Origin of the sequence: Stenotrophomonas ginsengisoli (genome assembly GCF_001431485.1) — a bacterium.
Classification (GTDB): domain Bacteria; phylum Pseudomonadota; class Gammaproteobacteria; order Xanthomonadales; family Xanthomonadaceae; genus Stenotrophomonas; species Stenotrophomonas ginsengisoli.
This window is the reverse complement of the sequence record NZ_LDJM01000043.1, coordinates 1-21,252: the sequence shown is the minus strand read 5'-3', so window position 1 is coordinate 21,252 and position 21,252 is coordinate 1. Positions and strand designations below refer to the sequence as shown.

Sequence of the window (21,252 nt, the reverse complement as noted above, 5' to 3'; positions counted from 1 at the left end):
GACAGTTGACTCCTACAGGGGCAGCCGGGCTGTTGTGGGAGCGCCTCAAGGCGCGACGGGCTTACGCCTCATGCCTGGGTTGCAGGGGGATTGCTGAAGCGCAAGGTGGCCACGGCGCCGACCTCGACCCCGGGGGTCACCTGGACCTGCCAGCCGTACAGCGCGCACAGGCGGCTGACGATGGACAAGCCAATGCCGCCGCCCTGCGACTTGCCCGAATGGGTACCGCGATAGCCGCGCTGGAACAGGCGGGCGGCATCCTCGCTGCTCAGGCCCGGCCCGGTATCACGCACACTCACCTGGCCGGCACTGATGGTCACCACCACCTCGCCGGCCGGGGTGTACTTGACCGCATTGCCGATCAGGTTGCCCAGGGCCACCGACAGCGCCGCCTCCGGGGCGTCGACCACCTGGCTGGCATCGCCTTCCACGCGCAGCTGCAAGGGCTTGCCGCCCAGCTGGGCCCGGTGCGCATCGAGCAGCTGCTCGGCCACCTTGGCCACATTGGCGCAGCCCTGGGCACGCTCGTTGCGCGAGAGCAGCAGCAGCGAGCCGATCAAGTCGCTGCACTGGGCCTCGGCCCGGGCAATGCGTTGCAGGCGTTGGCGCACCTTGTCATCCAGCCCCTCCCGGGCCAGCAGCAGTTCGGTCGCGCCACGGATCACCGCCAGTGGCGTACGCAGCTCATGGCTGACGTCGGCGTTGAACTCGCGGTCGCGCTGCACCACCTCGGTCAGGCGCGCCGAGTAATCATCCAGCGCCTGGGCCAGCTGGCCGACCTCGTCATCGGGAAAGCGCGGCGCCAATGGCTCGGGCTGGCTGACACCACCACGGTAGGCACGCAGACGCCGGGCCAGATCGGACACCGGCTTCATCACCTTGGACGCCGACCACCAGCCCAGCAGCAAGGACAACAGGCTGAACACCAGCACCGACAGCACCAGGGTGCGCTTGAGCTGGGATTCCCCGCGCAGGGTCTGGGTCATGTCATAGGCCAGGAAGAACCACTCCTGGTCGGTCTTGCGCACGGCCAGCTTGTAGGAGAAGGCATCACCAGTGCCGGTATCGCGTCCGTTGATGGTGTGGATGCCATCGCTCAGCTCGTACCAGTCCGGCTCCTCCTGGCGCAGGGCGTCAAAGCGGTCGGCCTTGACCACCCGGCCGAGCATCTGCTGCACCGGCAGATCCGGGCTGACTTCCGGGTTGTGGTAATAGCGCCGCGCATATTCGTCGATATTGCGGTTCATCACGTCTTCCACCAGCTGGTTTTCCACCCGCACGCGGGCCCAGTTGGTGGCAAAGGCGAACAGCGCCGTCAGGCAGAAGCCGAACAGCACGAAGGACAGGATGATGCGGCTGCGCAGGCGGCGGCGGTAGCGCCCACGACGGCGCGGCACGGGCCGCGCCTGGTCAGACGTCTGGCTCATCCAGCTCAGGCCTCGGGCACGGACATCCGGTAACCGATGCCATGGCGGGTCTGGATCATGTGCACCTCGAAGGGCTTGTCCACCACCGCACGCAGGCCATGGATATGCACGCGCAGGGAATCCGAGTCGGGCAGTTCCTCGCCCCAGACACGGGTTTCCAGCTCCTGCCGGGTCACCACCGCCGGCGAGGCCTCCATCAGCGACTGCAGGATCTTCAGTGCGGTCGGGTTGAGCTGCAGCAGCTTGCCCTGGCGACGCACTTCCAGGGTGTCAAGGTTGTACTCGACATCCCCCACTTCCAGCACCCGGCTCTGCACCGACTTGCCACGCCGCTGCAGCGCCTGCAGACGCACTTCCACTTCCTGCAGGGCAAACGGCTTGATCAGGTAGTCATCGGCACCGGAATCAAAACCGGCCAGCTTGTTTTCCAGCGAATCGCGCGCGGTGAGCATCAGCACCGGAGTCTGCTTGCGCGCCTCGCTGCGCAGCTTGCGGCAGACCTCCAGGCCATCCATGCCCGGCAGGTTGAGGTCCAGCACGATGGCATCGAACTCATTGACGATGGCCAGGTGCAGGCCGGTGATGCCATCGGCAGCAAAATCCACGGTATGCCCGCGGTCTTCCAGGTAATCACCCAGGTTGGCAGCGATGTCGTTGTTGTCTTCGATGACGAGAATGCGCACGTTGGCCTCTGAGTAAGGGCTGGTCTGCAAGAGCAGCAATGAAAAGGAGACAGACAGAAAATTTCTGTCTGTCATCGCTGTTCACAATACAGCCTCAAGCATTAATTTTGCGCTCAAACACACCGCCGGATCAGCGATCGGCATGACAGCCTCTGCTTACCTGTCCCGGCTCAGCCCGCCTCTCCAGCCCATCGTGTCAAATCGTTTTGCCACCAAGGCGTACATCCGGGTGCAAGCAGCGGGGCATGCCGATCTTCGCTGGAGGATGCCTTGCCTGAAAGCGTGCAAACGGGCAAGGCAGAGACAGCTCGCAAGCGCAAAGCCCCGCTCTTACAATTCCCCGGGTCGCTTCGGATTGACGTTGTGCCAGTTGCGCAGTACGTCCCTGGACTCTTCACGCATCTGGCGACGCTGACCCAAGGTCATGCACACCTGCTCACGCCGGTTGCTGCCGGTCGTACGCACACGCTCACATACCATCCGGCTGTCGGCATGGGCCCGGGTCATGATCATGTTGACCAGCTCCTGGTCATTGAACACAGCCGTACGCAGATCAGGCGACAGCTGCTCCACCGATCCCGATGCGGGCACATTGTTGCGGATGCGCCCCAGGGCCTCACGCAAGGCCGCACGATCATCAGCAGCCAGCTCGCTGTAGTCCTCGCTGTTGATGGCAGCCTCTACCTGCGCCAACTGCTCGGCCACACTTTGCTTCACGTCCAGCTGCACCGGCAATGGGCTGCCCGTAGCGCCGCCCAGGCCCGCCTGGGCTGTCGACATCCACAACAGGCCTGCGACCAGCAAAACAGAAATTTGAATACGCATGACACCCTCACTGATGAAAGTACAACGGACAAGATGAGGCTGCAGGAGGCTGATCGACCAGTGACAGCCTATACAACCAAACCGCTGCAGCGCCGGAGGCATGCCACGGCTCACGGCAGGCCGCATGGACCATTCAATCCCCCGGCTGTCTCATGTTCCAACGATTCCAGTTGCGTAACACATCCTTGGAGTTGTCACGCAGCTCACGACGCTCAGCAACGGTGAGGCAGACCTGCTCACGACGGTTGCTGCCCGTCAGGCGCACCCGTTCGCATACCAATCGACTGTCCGCCCGGGCCCGGGTCAGGATGGTATTGACGACTTCCTGATCGTTGAACACTGCCGTGCGCATGGCAGGCGACAGGCCATCCACAGAGGAGGCATCCCCTACATTGGTGCGTATGCGCGCAAGCGCCTGATGCACAGCCGCACGGTCATCATCACTGATCGCACGGTAATCCTCCGAAGCAATTGCCGCTTCAACCATCACCAACTGCTCGGAGATGCTGGATTGAGCATTGATCTGAGCTGCTTCTTTTTCACCGGCAACAGGACCAGACTCAGTCCTTCTTCGTGTTCCAGTGGTTCCAGTTGCGCAATGCGTCCACCGAGTTCTCGCGCATGTCGCGACGCTGGGCTACGGTCATGCACACCTGTTCGCGCCTGTTGCTACCCGTCATGCGCACACGCTCACACACCATGCGGCTGTCGGCATGGGCTCGGCTCATGATCGTATTCACAATTTCCTGGTCATTGAAGACCGCGGTGCGGATCTCCGGTGCCAGACCATCCACAGTGTGGTTCGGCCCGACATTGGCGCGAATGCGGCCAAGTGCATCGCGAACTGCAATGCGGTCCTGGTCTTCCAACTCACTGTAACTCTCTGACCCGATGGCCATCTCCACCATCTGGAGCTGCTGGGCAATATCGTTACCCACATCAATCTGCATCGGCGACTTGTCATTTACAGCAGCGTCCACTGCAGCTGGTGCAGCGCCTGCTGCTGCCAGACCGATTACCAATACCACCAGATGATGCAAGTACATGGCCAAGCCTCCTTGTCGATACACGTGTTTGCTGTAATAAAGCCATTGCAGCGGGTTGACAGGCAGCCAGCTTACTACAAACCAGAATCGGCAAAGTGCCAGCCAACACCGCCGCGTGTACCTCTATTTCCGGCATACCGCATCGGCATGCTCATCGTGCATTTGAAGCAAAGCGATCACCAGCCCGGCAACATCCAGCCCACTGACCCGCTCGATGCCTTCCAGGCCCGGGGTGGAATTGACCTCCAGCACCAGCGGGCCACGCGCCGAGCGCAGGATGTCCACCCCGGCCACGCCCAGGCCCAGGGCCTGGGCCGAGCGCACGGCGATGGCTGCTTCCTCGTCGGTACAGGCCTGGGCCACGGCCTGGCCGCCGCTGTGCAGGTTGGCGCGGAAATCCCCTTCGGCCGCCTGCCGGCCCATGCTGGCCACCACCCGGTCCCCCACCACCAGACAGCGCAGGTCCGCACCGCCGGCCTCGCCGATGTACTCCTGCACCAGGAAGTTGGCATACAGCCCACGCAGGGCCTCCACCGTGCCACGGGTAGCGCTGGCCTTCTCGGTCAGGATCACCCCCCTGCCCTGCGCTCCTTCGGTGAGCTTGACCACATGCGGGGCCGGGCCCAGCAGGGACAGCAGGTCGGCGGTGTCATCGGGGTTGTCGCCGAACACGGTGACCGGCATGTCGATGCCATGGGAGGCCAGGATCTGGTGCGCGCGCAGCTTGTCGCGCGCACGCAGGATCGCATCGGAGGGATTGGGCGTACGCGCGCCCATCAGTTCGAACTGGCGCAGCACCGCGGTGGCATAGCGGGTCACCGAGGCACCGATGCGCGGGATCACCGCATCCACCGTCTGCAGCGGCTTGCCCTTGTAGTGCAGGCGGAAATCACCGGCGGCGATGCGCAGGTAGCAGCGCAGCGGATCCAGCACACGCACGGTATGGCCACGCGCACGTGCCGCCTCGACCAGGCGGCGGGTGGAATACAGGCGCGGGTTGCGCGAAAGGATGACCAGTCTCATACGCCTGCAGCATAACCACCGGGGATGACCGGCAAGGGTCGGATACGACAACGCCGGCACAGGGCCGGCGCTGGGAATGCTGGAGCGGGTGAAGGGAATCGAACCCTCGTCGTAAGCTTGGGAAGCTTCTGCTCTACCATTGAGCTACACCCGCAAAGCAGGTGGCAAAGTGTAAGCGCGCCACCTGACAAAGGCAATGCGGCAGGCAGGAAAAAATGCACTCCTGCCGCCGTTACTGCCGTCGGCCCGGATCAGGCCGACGGCATCAGCCGATCAATCAGAAACGCCCGCCGATGGTGGCAAACGCGCTGATGTCCGACTGCCCGCTCACCGCAAAGGTGCTGGACAGGCCGACATTGGCCTCCAGGCTACCCAGCTGCAGGCGGCTGCCGAGCACGGCGGTGCCCCAGTCGCGGTCCAGGTTCAGACCCGGCACGCTGTAGCTGCCGGCCACCGGCAGCGACTGCAAGGTGGCACTGGCCTGTTCGGCCTTTTCGAACTCGTGGTCCCAGGTCAGGCGTGCGTACGGCTGCACGCGGTCACCGACGATGCGCAGCTGCCAGCCCAGGCGGCCCACCAGCGAGTTGGCGTCCTGGTCGGCATAGCTCAGTGCAGTGGAACCGCCACCGGCCTCGGCGTAGCCATCGATGCTGATGTCCTGCCAGGTCATGCCCAGCAGCGGGCCATGACGCAGGGCATTGTCACCACCGAACTCCCAGCCGGCCTGGAAGGCGGCAGTCAGGCTTTCACCCTTGGTGTCGCCGGCGTGCACGCGCTTGGCCGGGCCCAGGTTGACCTGGCGGTTGACCTCGTAATCCAGCCAGCTGTAGCTGAGCTGGGCATTGGCCCAGGCCGGGCCGTCGTTGAAGGAGACAAAACCACCGAAAGTGGCCTGGCCCAGGGTGAAATCACCGGCGCTGTTGCCGAAGTCGGCATCCATACGGTCATAGCCGGCAAACAGGCCCAGAGCGTGACCCTCACGCACCCAGTCCACACCGAACAGGCCCGCCGGGGCGATGCCGTCGAAGGTGTCGCCGTGGCCGTAGCGCTGCATGTCCGCACGCAGGCCACCCCACCACTGGGTGCCTTCGGCCTGGTCCGGGGCCAGATGGCCGGCCACCTGCTCCACGCGGGCACGGCCGCTGGCCTGGGCGCTGCGGCCAAGCACCTGCTGCTGGCGCGGCGCATCGATCACCGAGGTGATGTACTCGGCCAGGATCTGGTGGGTACGGCTGGACGGGTGCACGCCATCGGCGAACACATAACTGTTGGCCGCATCCGGGGTGGCGAATTCAGCCGGCACGCAGGAGATGGACTGGCCGCTGGTGCAGGCCATGCCGGTGGCATTGGCAAAACCGTACAGGCCCGGGTTGGCCACCACTTCCTGCAGCAGAGTGAAGGTATCGGCCGGGATCACCGACAGGCCCTGCGCGGCCAGGCCGCCGAACAGCGCCTGGTTGTAGGCATTGGCCAGGGCGGTGCCCTGGGCCATGGCCAGCGGGCCACCGGCCACCGAGGACGGAGTCAGGCCGATGTCCGGCAGGGTCGGCACCAGCACGTACTGGGCACCGGCCAGCTTCAGCGCGCCGACCATGCCGACCTGGCCGCCCACGGCCTGGGCAATGGTTTCCTGCACCGGGGCACCGGCGGCAATGGCGAACAGGTCGTTGGCACCACCCCACACGGTGTACAGCGCATTGGCATCGGCCTTGCCGCCGTTGGCGCCGAGGTAGGTCTGCAGCTGGGTGGTCAGGGCCGGGGTCGCACCGAGCGCGCCGACACTGTCCACCGCCACGCGTGCACCACCGACAGCGTAGTTGTCGCCGCCCTGGCCATTGCCGTTGGCGATGGCATTGGTGCCATAGTGCTTGGCCAGATACTCGGCCCAGACATAGCCCGGGTTGGTGGTGAAGCGGCCGGCAACGCCGGCGGCCGGGTTGATCTGGGTCAGCACCGGACGGAAGTGGCCGCTGTCGGTCAGGCTGTCACCGAAGAACACGGTGGACGAGAACGGCGACTGGGCCATGGCCGGAGCGACCGCGGCGGCCAGGGCCACAGCAAGAGCGCCGCGCAGCAGGCGCGGTTGCAGGATGGACATGAAAGACTCTCCTTGGAGTTCTGGAAAACGCGTCACCGAACAGTGCGCGGACCGGCATAGGCTTCCAGTCTGAACGCAAACCTTCACGCTGCAATGCAACATAAGTCTTGCCCAAGCCGCCAGCAGCCTTGCCGCAGCATCGATACGACCAAGCTGCGCGCGATCATCCGGCCCTGCCACGCAGACGATGCGCGATTCACCTGGCAATGCCCCTGTGGCCGGAGCCTTGGGCGATAATCCCCGCCATGATTACCTCCCCATTGCACGCGCTGGTGACTGCCGGCACCACCGAAGAGTGACCGGCCGATGACCAACCCTTTTGATTCCGCCGGCGCCAAGGCCCCGGCCAAGCCGTTCACCGTGCAGGAAGGCCACCGCGCCATCCGTAGCTTCGTGCTGCGCCAGGGCCGCTTCACCCCGGCCCAGCAGCGCGCCTTTGACGAGGCCTGGCCGCAGCACGGCATCGATTACAGCGGCCAGCCGCGTGACTTCAACGCCCTGTTCGGCCGCGACGCGCCCAAGGTGATGGAGATCGGCACCGGCAACGGCACCGCCCTGCGCTTTGCCGCCGGCTTTGACACCAGCCGCGACTACATCGGCCTGGAAGTGCATGCACCGGGCGTGGGCCGCCTGCTCAACGACCTGGTTGCCGACCAGGCGGCCAATGCCAAGGTCTACCACCACGATGCGGTGGAGGTGCTCAACAACGAGGTGCCCGATGGCTTCCTCGACGAGATCCGCATCTACTTCCCCGACCCGTGGCACAAGGCGCGCCACAACAAGCGCCGTCTGGTCCAGCCGGAGTTTGCCAAGCTGCTGGTGCGCAAGCTGCGCCCGGGCGGCCGCCTGCACCTGGCCACCGACTGGGAACCCTATGCCGAGCACATGTGGGACGTGCTGGACGCCACCGATGGCCTGGTCAACCGCGCCGGCCCGCGCGGCCATGTGCCGCGCCCGGACTGGCGCCCGCAGACCCATTTCGAGACCCGCGGGCAGAAACTGGGCCACGGCGTATGGGACCTGCTCTACGATCGTCCCTGATCTGCCGCCCACGGCCCCACTGACCACAAGGCACGCACGCAACCGATGGAACAGACCCTCACGCTGACCGATGACATGCGCCTGGTACTGGTGCTGGTCGGCTTTACGATGGCGATGTTCCTGTTCGAGCGCATCCGTGCCGATGTGGTCGCCCTGGTGGTGCTGGTGGTGCTGGGCATCACCGGCCTGATCGCGCCGGAGGAAATCTTCGGCGGTTTTTCCGGCAACGCGGTGATGAGCATCATCGCCACCACCATCCTCGGTGCCGGGCTGGACCGCACCGGCGCCCTGAACCGCCTTGCCGGCTGGCTGCAACGCCGCGCCCACGGCCGGCAGAAACGCCTGCTCGGCCTGACCAGCGCGATCGCGGCGGTGAACTCATCGTTCATGCAGAACCCGTCTGTGATGGCGCTGTACCTGCCGGTGGCCTCGCGCCTGACCAGCCGCAACGGCCTGCACCTGTCACAGATCCTGCTGCCGGTGGCCGCAGCCATCGTCATGGGCGGCGCGCTGACCATGGTCGGCAATTCGCCGCTGATCCTGCTCAACGACCTGCTGGCCTCGGCCAACAACAACCTGCCCTCGGGCATGGCCACGATCGAGCCGCTGAGCATGTTCGCCCCGCTGCCGATCGGCGTGGCCCTGGTCGCGCTGAGCCTGCTGTACTTCCACTTCTATGGATCGCGCAAGCTGGCCAGCGAGCTGGAACAGGGCCCGGCACCGGCCACCCCGGCACGCACCGACAGCTACTTCGCCCAGGTCTACGGCATCGAGGGCGATGTGTTCGAGCTCACCGTCACCGCCGACAGCCCGCTGGTGGGCATGACCGTCAGTGATGTGGAAGGCATCTACGGCGCGCCCCTGCTGCTGGCCCTGAAGACCGGCGACCAGACCCGGCTCTCGCCGCCGGCCGACAGCCGCATCTGGGTCGGCAGCGTGATCGGCATGCTCGGCCCGCGCCAGCAGGTCGGCGACTTCGCGCAGAACCATTTCCTCAAGCTGTCCACCCGCCTGCGTCACCTGGGCGACCTGTTCAACCCGGCCCGCGCCGGCATTTCCGAAGCGCTGGTGCCGCCGACCTCGCCGTTCATCGGCAAGACCGCCGCCGCCCTGCGCCTGCGCAAGGAGCGCGGCATGAGCCTGCTGGCGATCAACCGCGACAAGCAGGTGATCCGCCACAAGGTGCGCGATGAACCGCTGCGCGCCGGCGACATGCTGGTGTTCCACTCGATCTGGACCGACCTGGCCGCCACCGACCGCTCGCGCGAGCTGGTGGTGGTCACCGACTACCCCAAGGGCGAGCAGCGCCCGCACAAGTTCAAGATCGCGATGAGCATCTTTGCCCTGACCATCCTGATCGCGCTGTTCTCCAAACTGCCGGTGGCCCTGACCCTGATGACCGGGGTGGCCGGCATGCTGCTGACCGGGGTGCTGCGCATGGACGAGGCCTATGCCTCGATCAACTGGAAAACCGTGTTCATGATGGCCGGGCTGATCCCGCTGGGCTGGGCCATGGACTCCTCCGGCACCGCCGCCTGGATTGCCGGGCACACCATCGACCAGTTGCCGCAAGGCATCCCGCCCTGGCTGGTGGGCATCGCCCTGGCCCTGCTGACCACCGCGTTCTCTCTGGTGATCAGCCATGTCGGCGCGACCATCGTGATGGTGCCCATCGCCGTCAACCTGGCCCTGGCCGTGGATGGCAACCCGACCGCCTTCGCCCTGATCGTGGCCCTGTCGGCCTCCAACAACCTGATGACCGGTTCCAACCCGATCATCTCGATGATCACCGGCCCGGCCAACTACACCCCGCGCCAGCTGTGGCGCGTGGGCGGGCCGCTGTCACTGCTGTACACGGTGGTCACCGTCAGCGTGATCTTCCTGGTGTTCTGAGCCCCGGCCGGCGCCGGCCATCACAGCGCCAGCAGCAGCACCTGGCCATCCACCACCTGCAACGGCAACGCGCGCAGCGACTGGCCCCGGCACGGCCCGGCAGTGCACAGGCCCTCCTCCAGCTCGAAAGTGGCACCGTGCACCGGGCACACCACCTCGCCGGCGGCGCTGAGCAGGAACATGCCCGGCGCGTAGTCCAGCCGGCGCCCGGCATGCGGACACACGTTCAACCAGCCCTTGACCTGTTCCCCGTGGCGCAGCAGCAGCACCGATTCCAGCTCCCCGGCGATGCTCAGCTCACGCTCGCTCAGCTGCCCGTCGGGCAGCCCGGCCAAGGGGGCAAGGACAGTGGTGGTGCTGGGCAACAGGTTCATCGGTGCGTCTTCAATCAAGGCAAGGGCGGCATTCTGGCATGAACGGCGCGGCCTGCCGCCCCTGCTTAGCAAGAGGGCACCGGTCACACTTTAATGATTTCTTCACTCTTGATGCCTGCTTCACATCGATACTCCCACCAGTAGCAATCCAACGAGGGGCGGCACATGCGCAACCCACAGTTTTACTTCAACAACCTGCGCGCGGTGTTCGCCCCGCGCAAGCCACGCAACCCGCTGGTGCGCGTGGGCCTGGGCCTGGTTGGCCTGGTGATCCTGGCCGGCCTGCTGGTGGTCGGCCTGTTCGTCGGTGCGGCCATGCTGCTGGTCGGCCTGGTCCTGAAGCTGTTCAACCCGCGCCGCAGCACCGGCACTGCCCGCAGCAACACCGGCCGCCACGACAACAACGTGGTCGATGCCCAGTACACGGTTGTCTCGCGCCAGGCCATCGACGCCCCGCGCTGATCCCGGCCGCGGCCAATGGACGGCCGCTCCCTTCCGGTAGACTTGCAGCACGTTTTCCCTTCGCTGCCTGCCATGACTGACCTGATCCCGACACCTGCCATCCCGCGCCTTGCCGTGCGTGGCGGCGGTACTTTTCCGGTGCGTCGCATCTACTGCGTCGGCCGCAACTACGCCGACCATGCCCGCGAGATGGGCGCCACCCCGGCCGACCAGGCAGCCCGTGGCCGGCCGATGTTCTTTGCCAAGCCGGCCGATGCGATCGTGCCCGGCAACCACGGCCCGGTGCCCTACCCCAGCGCCACCGACAACCTGCACCACGAGGTGGAACTGGTGGTCGCCCTGGGCAGTGACGCCCCGGCCGGTGTAGTAGCCGTGGACCAGGCCGCGTCGCTGGTGCTGGCCTATGGTGTGGGCCTGGACCTGACCCGGCGTGACCTGCAGGCACAGGCCAAGGCCGCCGGTGCTCCTTGGGACATCGCCAAGGGCTTTGACCATTCCGCGCCGGTCAGCGAGCTGGTCCTGGCCAGCGAGGTCGGCGAACTCGGCGCGCGGGCCATCAGCCTCACTGTGAACGAGCAGGTGCGCCAGTCCAGCAGCCTGGACAACATGATCTGGAACGTGGCCGAGATCATCCACGAGCTGTCCCAGCTGTACGCACTCAAAGCCGGCGACCTGATCATGATGGGCACCCCGGCCGGCGTCGGCGCCCTGCAGCGTGGCGACCGTTTCGATGCACGCATCGACGGCATTGGCCAGCGCAGCGGCCAGATTGTCTAAAAACACCCCGCTTTGGGCTATCGTTGCCCTGCCATCCATCCCCCGTATCAAGGAGTGCCTTCATGGGCATGATCAGTGAGTTCAAGGAATTTGCCATGCGTGGCAATGTCATCGACCTGGCCGTCGGCGTGGTCATTGGCGCTGCGTTCGGCAAGATCGTCACCGCCCTGGTGGAGAAGGTCATCATGCCGCCGATCGGCCTGCTGATCGGCAAGGTCGACTTCTCCGACCTGAAATGGACCCTGGCCGAAGCCACCACCGATGCGGCTGGCGCCGAAGTGCCGGCCGTGGTGATCGGTTACGGCGATTTCATCAACACCATCATCCAGTTCATCATCGTCGCCTTCGCCATCTTCATGCTGATCAAGGTGCTCAACAAGCTGGCCCGCAAGAAGGCCGAAGAGCCGGCCGCACCGGCCGAGCCGACCGAAGACGTGCTGCTGCTGCGCGAAATCCGCGACAGCCTGAAGAAGTAAGCGCACCGCCACGCCTGCCCTTGCCGGGCAGGACTTGTGGCACCGTGTACCGACGGGACCATCAGCGTTACGCTGCCGGTCCCGTCTTGTTTTGGTATGCCTGCCAATGCGTCGTCTTGCCCTCGCCGTTGCTGCTGCCCTGGCCTGCGCCAGTGCCAGCGCCCAGACCGTCATCCCGCAACCGGCCATCGATACGGCCGTGCAGCTGCGCCAGCAGGCCCTGGCCGATGCCACCGGCTGGCAGGTGGTCGAATCGCTGACCACCGAGGTCGGCCCGCGCATGGCCGGCAGCGAGGCCGATGCCCGTGCGGTGGCCTGGGCCGAGGAGAAGTTCGTCCAGCTCGGCTTTGACCGGGTCTGGACCGAGCCGGTGACCTTCCCCAAGTGGGAGCGGCGCAGTGAATCGGCGCATGTGCTGGGCGCCCATGCCCAGCCGCTGCACATCACCGCCCTGGGTGGCAGCCCGGCCGGCAACATCGAGGCCGAAGTGGTGCGCTTTGCCTCGCTGGCCGAACTGCAGGCCGCCCCGGCCGGCTCACTGGCCGGCAAGATCGCCTTCATCGATTACCAGATGGTGGCCGCACGCGATGGCAGCGGCTACGGCCCGGGCAGCGCGGTGCGCTCCAAGGGGCCGTCCGAAGCCATCCGCAAGGGGGCGGTCGGCTTCATCATGCGCTCGGCCGGTACCGATTCGCACCGCGTGCCGCACACCGGCATCACCCGCTTTGACGAAGGCCTGACCCCGATCCCGGCGGCCGCCCTGTCCGTGCCCGATGCAGGCCAGCTCGCCCGCCTGCTGGCCCGTGGCCCGGTGCGCCTGGCCCTGGCCCTGGACTGCGGCTGGGATGGCAGCTACACCTCGCACAACGTGATCGGCCAGATCACCGGCAGCGAGCGCCCGGATGAAGTGGTGGTGATCGGCGGCCACCTGGATTCCTGGGACCTGGGTACCGGGGCGGTGGATGACGGTGCCGGCGTGGCCATCACCATGGCCGCCGGCCACCTGATCGGCAAGCTGCCCACCGCGCCCAAGCGCAGCATCCGCGTGGTGGCCTTCGCCAACGAGGAACAGGGCCTGTGGGGCGGCAAGGCCTACGCGGCCGCACGTGCCGCTGCCGGCGAGCTGGACAGGCAGGTCATCGCCGCCGAAAGCGATTTCGGTGCCGGCCGCATCTATGCCTTCAACACCGGCTCACCGGCGCCGGAAGGCTCGCGCCAGGCCACCGCGCAGATTGCCCAGGTGCTGGCCCCGCTGGGGATCGCACTGGCCGAAGGCCAGGGTGGCCCGGGGCCGGACATCAGCCCGCTGGCCGCCCGCGGCGGTGCCTGGGGCTGGCTGGCCCAGGACGGCAGTGACTACTTCCACCTGCACCACACCGCCGACGACACCCTGGACAAGATCGACCCGGCCGCCCTGGCCCAGAACGTGGCCGCCTACACCGTGTTTGCCTGGTTGGCGGCCGAGGCCGACGGTGACTTCGGCACCGCGCCCAAGGCCCAGGACTGAGCCCACAAACAGCAAAGGCGCCCAAGGGCGCCTTTGCTGTTTTGTCTTTGTCGCAGATCCGGCCGCCGGGCTCAGCCGCGCTGGCTGCGCCAGTGGGCCAGCAGCACGGCCGTGGCCGAAGCCACATTCAGGCTTTCCACTGCACCGCTGCCCGGGATCGACACCCGGCTGTCGCACAGGCTGGCCAGGTCGCGGTCCATGCCCTGCCCTTCGGCGCCCATCACATACACCAGACGCTCCGGCAGGCGCGCCTTGAACAGGTCATCGCCGCCGTCGACCAGGGTCGCCGCCAGGTGGAAACCGGCATCACGCAACTGGGCCAGGGCCTGCGGGGTGGACGGCAGACGCACCATCGGCACCGCCTCGGCGCCGCCTTCGGCCACGCGCGCGGCCGAGCCGGACAGGGCCAGCTTGGAGTGCGACGGCAGCAGGATCGCGGCCACGCCGAAATGGGCGGCGCTGCGCAGGATCGCGCCCAGGTTGTGCGGGTTGCCCACTCCATCCAGCCACAGCACCAGGGCCGGGCCGGCCGGCAGGGCCGACAGCCAGGCCGCCAGCGGTGCCGGCTCGTGCTTGACCACATCGGCCACCACGCCTTCGTGGTGGGTGGTGGCGGCCAGCTTGTTGAGGTCGCCATCGGCCACCACGCGGTAGCCGATGCGGTTGGCCACGCACCACTTCATCAGCGGCTGCAGGCGCGGGATCATGCTTTCCAGCAGGTACAGCTTGCGCAGGTCCTGCGGACGCCGGGCAAACATGCCCAGCACCGCATTGACCCCGTACAGGCGCAGCTCGTTGTCACCGCGGGCAACCGGTGCCTGTTCACTGGCCGCCGCCGAAGACGGCGTGGCGCGGGGCGGACGGGCCGAAGGCCGGCGGTTATTCCAGGGGTTGCTGCTCACTGCTGCTCCAAAACTGTCTGCTGTTAACGCTTGTGCCAGAAATCGGCGTTCTTGATGCCCAGCGCCTGCGGATCGAACACCGGGTCCAGGCCGAGCTTGCGCTGGCGCTCGTAATCCTTCAGGGCCAGCATCGCAGGCTTCTGGATGATCAGGATGGCGGTGACGTTGATCCAGGCCATCAGGCCCACGCCGATGTCGCCCAGCGTCCACGCCAGCTTAGCGTCATGGTACGCGCCAAACACCACGATACCCAGCACGCCCAGGCGCAGCAGGTTCAGCCACAGGGCCGAGGGCTTGTTGCCGGTGACGTAGTTCAGGTTGGTTTCGGCCATGTAGTAATAGGCCATGATCGTGGTGAAAGCGAAGAAGAACAGGGCAATGGCCACAAATGCCGCGCCCATGCCCGGGGCCACCGAGTCGAATGCGGCCTGGGTCATCAGCGAGCCCTGGTCCGGGGCCACGCCCGGCAGCTTCTCGTAGATGGCCACCAGCTTCTCGCCACCGTCCTCGCTGACCCGCTGGAACACGTTGTAGATCCCGGTGGACAGCAGCAGGAAGGCAGTGGAGGTGCACACCAGCATGGTGTCGAAGTAGATCGCAAAGGCCTGCACATAACCCTGCTTGGCCGGGTGGCTGACCTCGGCGGCGGCGGCGGCGTGCGGACCCGAGCCCTGGCCGGCCTCGTTGGCGTAGATGCCGCGCTTCACACCCCAGGCAATGGCCTGGCCGATCACCCCGCCAAACAAGGCATGGGCACCGAAGGCACTGGAGAAGATGTCGGCAAACATCACCGGCACCTTGGAGGCATTGAGGATCATCACCACCACCGCGGTGCCGATGAAGGCCAGGGCCATGAACGGCACCACCACCTCGGCAAAGCTGGCAATGCGCTTGACCCCGCCGAAGATGATCACCGCCAGCACCAGGGCCACCACGATGCCGATGGTCAGCTTCATGCCGGCCACGCCACCGATGGAGGCGCAGGCATCAGCGCCCTTGCACAGCACGGCGGTGGCCGAATCGGCAATCGCATTGGCCTGCACGCCCGGCAACAACAGGCCGGCGGCAATGATGGTGGCAACGGCAAAGGCCATCGCGTACCACTTCAGGCCCATGGCCTTTTCGATGTAGTACGCCGGGCCGCCGCGGTAACGGCCGTCGGCATCCTTGGTCTTGTAGATCTGCGCCAGGGTGCATTCCACGTAGGACGTGGCTGCGCCGAGGAAGCCCATCACCCACATCCAGAAGATCGCGCCCGGGCCGCCGTAGGCAATGGCGGTGGCCACACCGGCGATGTTGCCGATACCCATGCGCCCGGCCATCGACATGGCCAGCGCCTGGAAGGAAGACACGCCGGCCTCGGACTTCTCTCCCTTCACGGTGAGCCGGCACATTTCAGTGAAACCGCGCAGCTGCATGAAGCGGGTGCGCAGGCTGAACCACAGGCCGGCCGCCAGGCACATGAAAATCAGCGCATCGGACCAGATGACCGCATTGACGCTTTCGATAAGCTTTTCCACTTCAACTCCCGGGCAAACCTGATAGAGGGGTGCCCGGCAAGCAGGCCCTTCGATTTTGAACCAATTATGACTGGCTGCGAAGGGCAAAACGGCTATTTTCTGCCATGACTTGTGACGGTTGCGCCGATGTCCGACGCAGCCGGATCAGGCCGATGCAGCCGCAGACGGGCCCGCCAACCAGGCAAAACGCCGCAGATCGTACAGGACGCCTTCCTTGCGGATGGCCCAGCGCGCGGTGCCCTCTTCGACGAAGCCGTGGCGCAGCAGCACCCGTGCCGAGGCCGGGTTGTGCACCATCACCTCGGCCAGCAACCGGTGCAGGCCGGCATCGCCCATCACCCACGGCACATACAGGGCCAGCACGCGCCCCATCAGCCCCTGGTTCCAGTGTGCCGGCCCCAGCCAGTAGCCCAGGCTGGCGGTACCGCAGCGCTCGCCACTGCCGCAGGTGATGGCGATGCCGCCGCAGGCCTGGCCATCGCGGCAGATGGCCAGGGCCCAACGATCCAGCGGCACCACCTCACCGGCCAGGAAGGCCCGGCCATCCTCGGCCGTGTACGGGTGCGGAAAGCGGCTGCTCAACCCGCGCACCACCGCGGCATGGTTGGCATTGGCCAGCAAGGCCGGCAGATCCTCACTGCGCCAGGGGCGCAGCTGCAGATCCGCGTCGACCAAGGCGACCGGCTCAGGCATGGCCACCGACTTCCGGGGTCTGCGCTTCCTGCTGCGCCAGTTCGCGGGCAATGGTTTCCGGCGACTGGGTGTACGGGGCCAGCAGGCGGTAGAAGGCCGGCACCACGAACAGGGACAGGAAGGTGGACACGATCACACCGAAGATCACCACCACACCGATGGTGGAGCGGCTGGCCGAGCCCGGGCCACCGGCCAGCACCAGCGGAACCGCACCGACGGCGGTGGCGATGGAGGTCATCAGGATCGGACGCAGGCGCACCCGCGCCGATTCGACGATGGCCGCATGCACGCTCATGCCCTCATCGCGCAGCTGGTTGGCGAACTCCACGATCAGGATGCCGTTCTTGGCCGCCAGGCCGACCAGCATGACGATGCCGATCTGGCTGAACAGGTTCAGGGTGCCGCCACTGACATACAGGCCGATCAACGCACCGAGCACGCCCAGCGGCACGGTGAGCATGATCACCAGCGGGTGGACGAAGCTTTCAAACTGCGCGGCCAGCACCAGGTAGACCACCAGCAACGCCATGGCGAAGGTCAGGATCACCGCCGCGCCGGAGTTCTTGTACTCGCGTGATTCGCCCTTCCAGTCCAGCTGGGCGTAATCGGGCAGCTCCTCGCGCGCAGCCTGCTCGGCCCAGGCCACCACTTCGCCCAGGGTGTGGCCATCGGCCACGTTGGCACTGATGGTGATCGAGCGCAGGCGGTTGAAGCGGTTCAGCGAGCCCGGTTCGGCCACCTCGCTCAGGGTGACCAGGTTGGACAGCGGCACCAGCTCGCCGGTATTGGCGCGCACACGGATCGCGGCCAGGTCATCCGGGCTGGCCCGGCCGTCACGGCTGGCCTGGACCACCACGTCATATTCCTCGCCGTTGTCGACAAAGGTGGTGACCCGGCGCGAACCCATCAGGGTTTCCAGGGCCGAGCCGATCGCGGTGACCGGCACCCCCAGGTCGGCCGCACGCTGGCGGTCGATGTTGACCCGCATCTGCGGCCGGGTTTCCTTGTAATCCGAATCGGCACCGATCAGGCCCGGGTAATCGGCCATGCGCAGCAGCATGCGGTCACGCCACTGGGCAATTTCCTCGTAATCCGGCCCGCCCAGCACCATCTGGAACGGCTGTCCCATCGAGCGCACCAGGCCACCACCGACCATGGTGCGCACACGCACACCGGTCAGCACATCCAGTTCCTTCTGCACCTGGGCGGCGACATCGCGGGTGGTTTCGCTGCGTTCGCGCCACGGCTGCAGGAACACGGACATGCGCGCGGTGTGCATTTCCTCGCTGGCGCCAAAGCCACCGGGCACACGCGGGTTGGCACGAGCCACCGGCTTGTCATCACCGATCAGCGGCGCCAGCAGGGCCTCGGCCTGCTGCACCTGGGCCACGGTGTAATCAAAGCCGGCACCTTCAGGGCCATCGATCATCACCTGGAACGAGCCACGATCCTCGGCCGGGGCCAGCTCCGACGGCAGCGCACGGTACAGCCACCAGGTCGCCAGCAGGCTCAGCACCGAGACCACGGCAAAGATCCAGATCCGCGCCACATGCCGGTCCAGAACGCGGGCATAGCCACCGCTCAGGCCATCCAGGCGGGCGTCGATCCACACATTGAGTCGGTTCTTCTTGACCTCGCTGTGCGGCTTGAGCAGCTTGGAGGCCATCATCGGGGTCAGGGTCAGGGCGACGAAGGCCGACAGGGCCACGGCCGCGGCCAGGGCCACGGCCAGTTCGCGGAACAGACGCCCGGTGTTGCCTTCCAGGAAACCCACCGGCAGGAACACCGCCACCAGCACCGCGGTGGTGGCAATCACCGCAAAGGCCACCTGCGCGGTACCGCGACGCGAGGCCACCAGCGGCGGCTCGCCCAGGTCGATGCGGCGCTGCACGTTCTCCACCACCACGATGGCGTCATCCACCACCAGGCCGATGGCCAGCACCATCGCCAGCAGGGTCAGCAGGTTGATGGAAAAATCAAACGCGTACAGGGCAATGAAGCTGGCCACCAGACACACCGGCACGGTAACTGCCGGAATCAACGCAGCGCGGAACGAGCCCAGGAACAGCCAGATCACCAGCAGCACCAGCACCATCGCCTCGGCCAGGGTCCAGTAGACCCGCTCCACCGCCGCATCAATGAAGGTGGTGTTGTCGAAGGCGACGAAGATGTGGGTGCCTTCAGGCAGGGTCGCGCCGATGCGCTCGGCCTCGGCGCGGGTGGCGCGGGCCACGTCCAGCGCATTGGCGGTGGAGGTCTTGACCACGCCCAGGCCGACGTTGTTCTCGCCGTTGGAGCGGAAATAGGCACGCCGCTCTGCGCTGTCCAGCTCGACCTTGGCCACATCCCCTAAGCGCACCACATAGCCATCGGCGCCCTTGCCCAGCGGAATGGAGGCAAAGTCCTCGGGTTTGACGTAGTTGCGCTCCACCCGCAGGGTGAAGTCACGGTCGGCCGACTCGATACGCCCGGCCGGCAGTTCGACGTTTTCGCTGCGCAGGGCGCTTTCCACATCACCGGTGGTCAGCCCGCGTGCGGCCAGCTGGTCGCCATCCAGCCAGATGCGCATGGCATAGCGCTGGCGGCCGCCCAGGCGGATCTGCGCCACCCCGTCGATGCTGGAGAAACGGTCCACCACGTAGCGATCGGCGTAGTCGCTCAGCTGCATGGTGTCCATCACGCTGGAGGACATGTTGAACCAGATGATCGGGTCGGCATCGCTTTCGACCTTGGCAATTTCCGGCGCGTCGGCCTCGTCTGGCAGGCGGTCCATGACCCGCGACACCGCATCACGCACGTCATTGGCGGCGGCCTCGATGTCACGGTTGGCGTTGAACTCGATGGACACCGAGGCGCGGCCGTTGACGCTGCGCGCATTGATGGTGTCGATGCCCTCGATGCCGGCCAGGGCATCTTCCAGCACCTGGGTGATGCGGCTTTCCACCACCGCTGCCGAGGCGCCGGTGTAGCTGACGCTGACCGAGACGATGGGCGGGTCGATGGCCGGCAGCTCGCGCAGGGTCAGGCGCGAGAACGACATCACCCCCAGCACCAGCAACAGCAGGCTCATCACCAGCGCAAAGACCGGGCGCTGGATGGAGATGTCGGACAACTTCATTGCAGGGTTCCTTCGGCAACCGGCGCGGCGGCATCAGCCTGGCCCTCGGCCGCCGGCATGCGCTGGGTATCCTGGCTCGGCGCCACCTTCTGACCCGGGCGGACCTTGCCGGTGCCATCGACGATGATGCGGTCGCCCAGGCCCAGGCCGTCGGTGATTTCCACCACCCCGGCACGACGCGCGCCGGTGCTGACCTTGAGCTGTTCCACCGTGTCCTCGGCGGTGAGGCGGAACACGAAGGAGTCGCGGCCGACCTGGGTCACTGCGATTTCCGGGATCACCATGGCCTGGCGCTGCGGGCGGTAGATGCGCACATCCACCAGCATGCCCGGGCGCAAGGCGCGGTCCGGGTTGGGGAAGTCCGCGCGCACGGTGACTGCACGGGTCGCCGCATCCACACGCGCATCGATGGTGCTGACCACCCCTTCAAACTCGCGCCCCGGGTAGGCGACATTGCCGCCGGTGACCCGGTCGCCCGGATGGATGGTGGCCAGGTCGGCCTCGGGCACCTGGAAATCCACATAGACCCGGCTGATGTCATCCAGGGTGGCAATCACGGTGTTGGGGGTGACCAACGAACCGGGGCTGACTTGACGGATGCCCAGCACGCCCTCGAACGGGGCGCGCACACGGCGGTCGCCGATCTCGGCCTCGATCTCGCGCATGCGCGCAGCCGCACCGTCACGGATCGCCCGCTGGTTGTCCAGGGTGGCGGTGGCCACCAGCTTCTGCCGGGCCAGCTCGGCCTGGCGGCGGTACAGCTGGTCGGCCTCGGCAAAGGTGGCCCGGGCCTGGGCCAGCGAGGCCTGCTGGGCCTCGCCACGCAGGGTCACCAATGGCGCCCCACGGACCACGCTCTGCCCGCTTTCAAAGTGCACCTGCTCCACGATCTCGCTGACCTTGGCAGTCACGCTGACCGATTCGCGCGCCTTGGCCGTGCCCAGCGCCTGCAGGGTGTCATTCCAGGGCGACAGGCTGACCTGGCCGGTGGTGACCGGTACGGGCGCCTGGGCCGGACGCCCGTTGACCGTGTTTTTATCGCCACAACCGACCAGCAGCAAGATCAACAGCGAGGTGGCGACAAAAGCGCGGTTACGTCCTGACATGGGTACTTCCAAGAATGATTCTCACCTTTCATTCTAGGCATGTCCGGGTGACAAACCGATGTGCCGATGGTTGGGCGTGGCTCTGGAGAGCCAGAGCGAGGGAAGAGTGCATAGCAACGAGGAACGAGGAGCAAGGAATGAGTGAGCAGCAACGAGGAGCGAGGAGCGAGGAGCGAGGAAAGAGTGCGTAGCAACGAGGAACGAGTGAAGCGGCCACCCACCACCACTCGTTGCTCTTTCCTCTCCACTCGTTGCTCTTTCCTCCCCACTCGTTGCTCGTT

The 21,252-nt window shown here is 66.3% G+C and carries 19 protein-coding genes and 1 tRNA gene; 6 read left to right on the top strand and 14 right to left on the bottom strand.

Translation table 11 applies throughout. The features are described from left to right. Positions 1-68 precede the first annotated feature (68 nt). The 8 genes from ABB30_RS14010 to ABB30_RS13975 form a co-directional block, all read right to left on the bottom strand. Positions 69-1,427 carry a sensor histidine kinase gene (locus ABB30_RS14010; RefSeq protein ID WP_057638931.1) on the bottom strand — a complete coding sequence of 453 codons (1,359 nt, stop codon included), beginning with the start codon at positions 1,425-1,427 and terminating at the stop codon, positions 69-71. A 5-nt stretch (positions 1,428-1,432) separates the two neighbouring features. Further along, positions 1,433-2,110 (bottom strand): response regulator transcription factor, encoded by a 678-nt coding sequence (locus ABB30_RS14005; RefSeq protein ID WP_057638933.1) that lies wholly within the window; start codon positions 2,108-2,110, stop codon positions 1,433-1,435. Positions 2,111-2,440: 330 nt separating this feature from the next. Next, the gene (locus ABB30_RS14000) at positions 2,441-3,037 is read right to left on the bottom strand and encodes a hypothetical protein (RefSeq protein WP_152980759.1); all 597 of its coding nucleotides are present in this window, start codon (positions 3,035-3,037) and stop codon (positions 2,441-2,443) included. A gap of 31 nt (positions 3,038-3,068) precedes the next feature. Continuing rightward, the gene (locus ABB30_RS13995; RefSeq protein WP_152980758.1) at positions 3,069-3,422 is read right to left on the bottom strand and encodes a hypothetical protein; all 354 of its coding nucleotides are present in this window, start codon (positions 3,420-3,422) and stop codon (positions 3,069-3,071) included. A gap of 73 nt (positions 3,423-3,495) precedes the next feature. Then, complete coding sequence (locus ABB30_RS13990) at positions 3,496-3,981, bottom strand: hypothetical protein (RefSeq protein ID WP_152980757.1); 486 nt, start codon at positions 3,979-3,981, stop codon at positions 3,496-3,498. Between the two features lie 123 nt (positions 3,982-4,104). Further along, positions 4,105-5,004: a 30S ribosomal protein S6--L-glutamate ligase gene (gene rimK, locus ABB30_RS13985; protein ID WP_057638927.1), complete on the bottom strand. Its 900-nt coding sequence runs from the start codon at positions 5,002-5,004 to the stop codon at positions 4,105-4,107. 80 nt (positions 5,005-5,084) lie between these two features. Further along, positions 5,085-5,158 (bottom strand) — tRNA-Gly (locus ABB30_RS13980). A 123-nt stretch (positions 5,159-5,281) separates the two neighbouring features. Continuing rightward, positions 5,282-7,102 (bottom strand): autotransporter domain-containing esterase, encoded by a 1,821-nt coding sequence (locus ABB30_RS13975; protein ID WP_057638926.1) that lies wholly within the window; start codon positions 7,100-7,102, stop codon positions 5,282-5,284. Between the two features lie 306 nt (positions 7,103-7,408). On the opposite strand from ABB30_RS13975, the gene trmB reads away from it, so the two are divergent. Both trmB and ABB30_RS13965 read left to right on the top strand, forming a co-directional pair. Continuing rightward, positions 7,409-8,143, top strand: coding sequence for a tRNA (guanosine(46)-N7)-methyltransferase TrmB (gene trmB / locus ABB30_RS13970; RefSeq protein ID WP_057638925.1), 735 nt, complete (start codon positions 7,409-7,411; stop codon positions 8,141-8,143). Positions 8,144-8,188: 45 nt separating this feature from the next. Beyond that, the gene (locus tag ABB30_RS13965; protein ID WP_057638924.1) at positions 8,189-10,036 is read left to right on the top strand and encodes an SLC13 family permease; all 1,848 of its coding nucleotides are present in this window, start codon (positions 8,189-8,191) and stop codon (positions 10,034-10,036) included. A gap of 20 nt (positions 10,037-10,056) precedes the next feature. Here ABB30_RS13965 and ABB30_RS13960 read toward each other — a convergent pair whose 3' ends face one another. Further along, the gene (locus tag ABB30_RS13960; protein ID WP_057638923.1) at positions 10,057-10,410 is read right to left on the bottom strand and encodes a Rieske (2Fe-2S) protein; all 354 of its coding nucleotides are present in this window, start codon (positions 10,408-10,410) and stop codon (positions 10,057-10,059) included. Positions 10,411-10,575: 165 nt separating this feature from the next. Between ABB30_RS13960 and ABB30_RS13955 the strand changes: the two genes are divergently transcribed. From ABB30_RS13955 to ABB30_RS13940, 4 genes are all read left to right on the top strand, one after another. Beyond that, positions 10,576-10,872: a hypothetical protein gene (locus ABB30_RS13955; protein ID WP_057638922.1), complete on the top strand. Its 297-nt coding sequence runs from the start codon at positions 10,576-10,578 to the stop codon at positions 10,870-10,872. A 72-nt stretch (positions 10,873-10,944) separates the two neighbouring features. Further along, positions 10,945-11,649 carry a fumarylacetoacetate hydrolase family protein gene (locus ABB30_RS13950; protein WP_057638921.1) on the top strand — a complete coding sequence of 235 codons (705 nt, stop codon included), beginning with the start codon at positions 10,945-10,947 and terminating at the stop codon, positions 11,647-11,649. Positions 11,650-11,711: 62 nt separating this feature from the next. Further along, positions 11,712-12,125 (top strand): large-conductance mechanosensitive channel protein MscL, encoded by a 414-nt coding sequence (mscL, locus tag ABB30_RS13945; RefSeq protein ID WP_057638920.1) that lies wholly within the window; start codon positions 11,712-11,714, stop codon positions 12,123-12,125. A gap of 106 nt (positions 12,126-12,231) precedes the next feature. Then, positions 12,232-13,632, top strand: a complete 1,401-nt coding sequence (locus tag ABB30_RS13940) for a M28 family peptidase (protein WP_057638919.1) — start codon at positions 12,232-12,234, stop codon at positions 13,630-13,632. A 71-nt stretch (positions 13,633-13,703) separates the two neighbouring features. On the opposite strand, the gene ABB30_RS13935 is transcribed toward ABB30_RS13940, so the two are convergent. The 5 genes from ABB30_RS13935 to ABB30_RS13915 form a co-directional block, all read right to left on the bottom strand. Then, complete coding sequence (locus tag ABB30_RS13935) at positions 13,704-14,534, bottom strand: TrmH family RNA methyltransferase (RefSeq protein ID WP_057638918.1); 831 nt, start codon at positions 14,532-14,534, stop codon at positions 13,704-13,706. A 23-nt stretch (positions 14,535-14,557) separates the two neighbouring features. After that, on the bottom strand, positions 14,558-15,997 hold the full coding sequence (locus ABB30_RS13930; RefSeq protein WP_245626514.1) for an alanine/glycine:cation symporter family protein: 1,440 nt from the start codon (positions 15,995-15,997) through the stop codon (positions 14,558-14,560). A gap of 201 nt (positions 15,998-16,198) precedes the next feature. Further along, the gene (locus ABB30_RS13925) at positions 16,199-16,747 is read right to left on the bottom strand and encodes a GNAT family N-acetyltransferase (protein WP_057638932.1); all 549 of its coding nucleotides are present in this window, start codon (positions 16,745-16,747) and stop codon (positions 16,199-16,201) included. Next, positions 16,740-19,865 carry an efflux RND transporter permease subunit gene (locus ABB30_RS13920; protein ID WP_057638916.1) on the bottom strand — a complete coding sequence of 1,042 codons (3,126 nt, stop codon included), beginning with the start codon at positions 19,863-19,865 and terminating at the stop codon, positions 16,740-16,742. Before ABB30_RS13920 ends, ABB30_RS13925 begins: the two co-directional genes overlap by 8 nt. Further along, a complete protein-coding gene (locus tag ABB30_RS13915; protein ID WP_057638915.1) occupies positions 19,862-20,971 on the bottom strand; it encodes an efflux RND transporter periplasmic adaptor subunit in 1,110 nt (369 codons plus the stop codon). Before ABB30_RS13915 ends, ABB30_RS13920 begins: the two co-directional genes overlap by 4 nt. Positions 20,972-21,252: the final 281 nt, after the last annotated feature.

Excerpts from the sequence above, each read along its gene's own strand:
- trmB (WP_057638925.1), top strand. The coding sequence starts at position 7,409 with ATGACCAACCCTTTTGATTCCGCCGGCGCCAAGGCCCCGGCCAAGCCG.
- mscL (WP_057638920.1), top strand. The coding sequence starts at position 11,712 with ATGGGCATGATCAGTGAGTTCAAGGAATTTGCCATGCGTGGCAATGTC.
- ABB30_RS13955 (WP_057638922.1), top strand. The coding sequence starts at position 10,576 with ATGCGCAACCCACAGTTTTACTTCAACAACCTGCGCGCGGTGTTCGCC.
- ABB30_RS14010 (WP_057638931.1), bottom strand. The coding sequence starts at position 1,427 with ATGAGCCAGACGTCTGACCAGGCGCGGCCCGTGCCGCGCCGTCGTGGG.
- ABB30_RS13995 (WP_152980758.1), bottom strand. The coding sequence starts at position 3,422 with ATGGTTGAAGCGGCAATTGCTTCGGAGGATTACCGTGCGATCAGTGAT.
- ABB30_RS13925 (WP_057638932.1), bottom strand. The coding sequence starts at position 16,747 with ATGCCTGAGCCGGTCGCCTTGGTCGACGCGGATCTGCAGCTGCGCCCC.
- ABB30_RS13960 (WP_057638923.1), bottom strand. The coding sequence starts at position 10,410 with ATGAACCTGTTGCCCAGCACCACCACTGTCCTTGCCCCCTTGGCCGGG.
- ABB30_RS13915 (WP_057638915.1), bottom strand. The coding sequence starts at position 20,971 with ATGTCAGGACGTAACCGCGCTTTTGTCGCCACCTCGCTGTTGATCTTG.
- ABB30_RS13990 (WP_152980757.1), bottom strand. The coding sequence starts at position 3,981 with ATGTACTTGCATCATCTGGTGGTATTGGTAATCGGTCTGGCAGCAGCA.
- ABB30_RS13950 (WP_057638921.1), top strand. The coding sequence starts at position 10,945 with ATGACTGACCTGATCCCGACACCTGCCATCCCGCGCCTTGCCGTGCGT.
- ABB30_RS14000 (WP_152980759.1), bottom strand. The coding sequence starts at position 3,037 with ATGCCTCCGGCGCTGCAGCGGTTTGGTTGTATAGGCTGTCACTGGTCG.
- rimK (WP_057638927.1), bottom strand. The coding sequence starts at position 5,004 with ATGAGACTGGTCATCCTTTCGCGCAACCCGCGCCTGTATTCCACCCGC.
- ABB30_RS13920 (WP_057638916.1), bottom strand. The coding sequence starts at position 19,865 with ATGAAGTTGTCCGACATCTCCATCCAGCGCCCGGTCTTTGCGCTGGTG.
- ABB30_RS13940 (WP_057638919.1), top strand. The coding sequence starts at position 12,232 with ATGCGTCGTCTTGCCCTCGCCGTTGCTGCTGCCCTGGCCTGCGCCAGT.
- ABB30_RS13930 (WP_245626514.1), bottom strand. The coding sequence starts at position 15,997 with ATGTGCCTGGCGGCCGGCCTGTGGTTCAGCCTGCGCACCCGCTTCATG.
- ABB30_RS13975 (WP_057638926.1), bottom strand. The coding sequence starts at position 7,102 with ATGTCCATCCTGCAACCGCGCCTGCTGCGCGGCGCTCTTGCTGTGGCC.
- ABB30_RS13965 (WP_057638924.1), top strand. The coding sequence starts at position 8,189 with ATGGAACAGACCCTCACGCTGACCGATGACATGCGCCTGGTACTGGTG.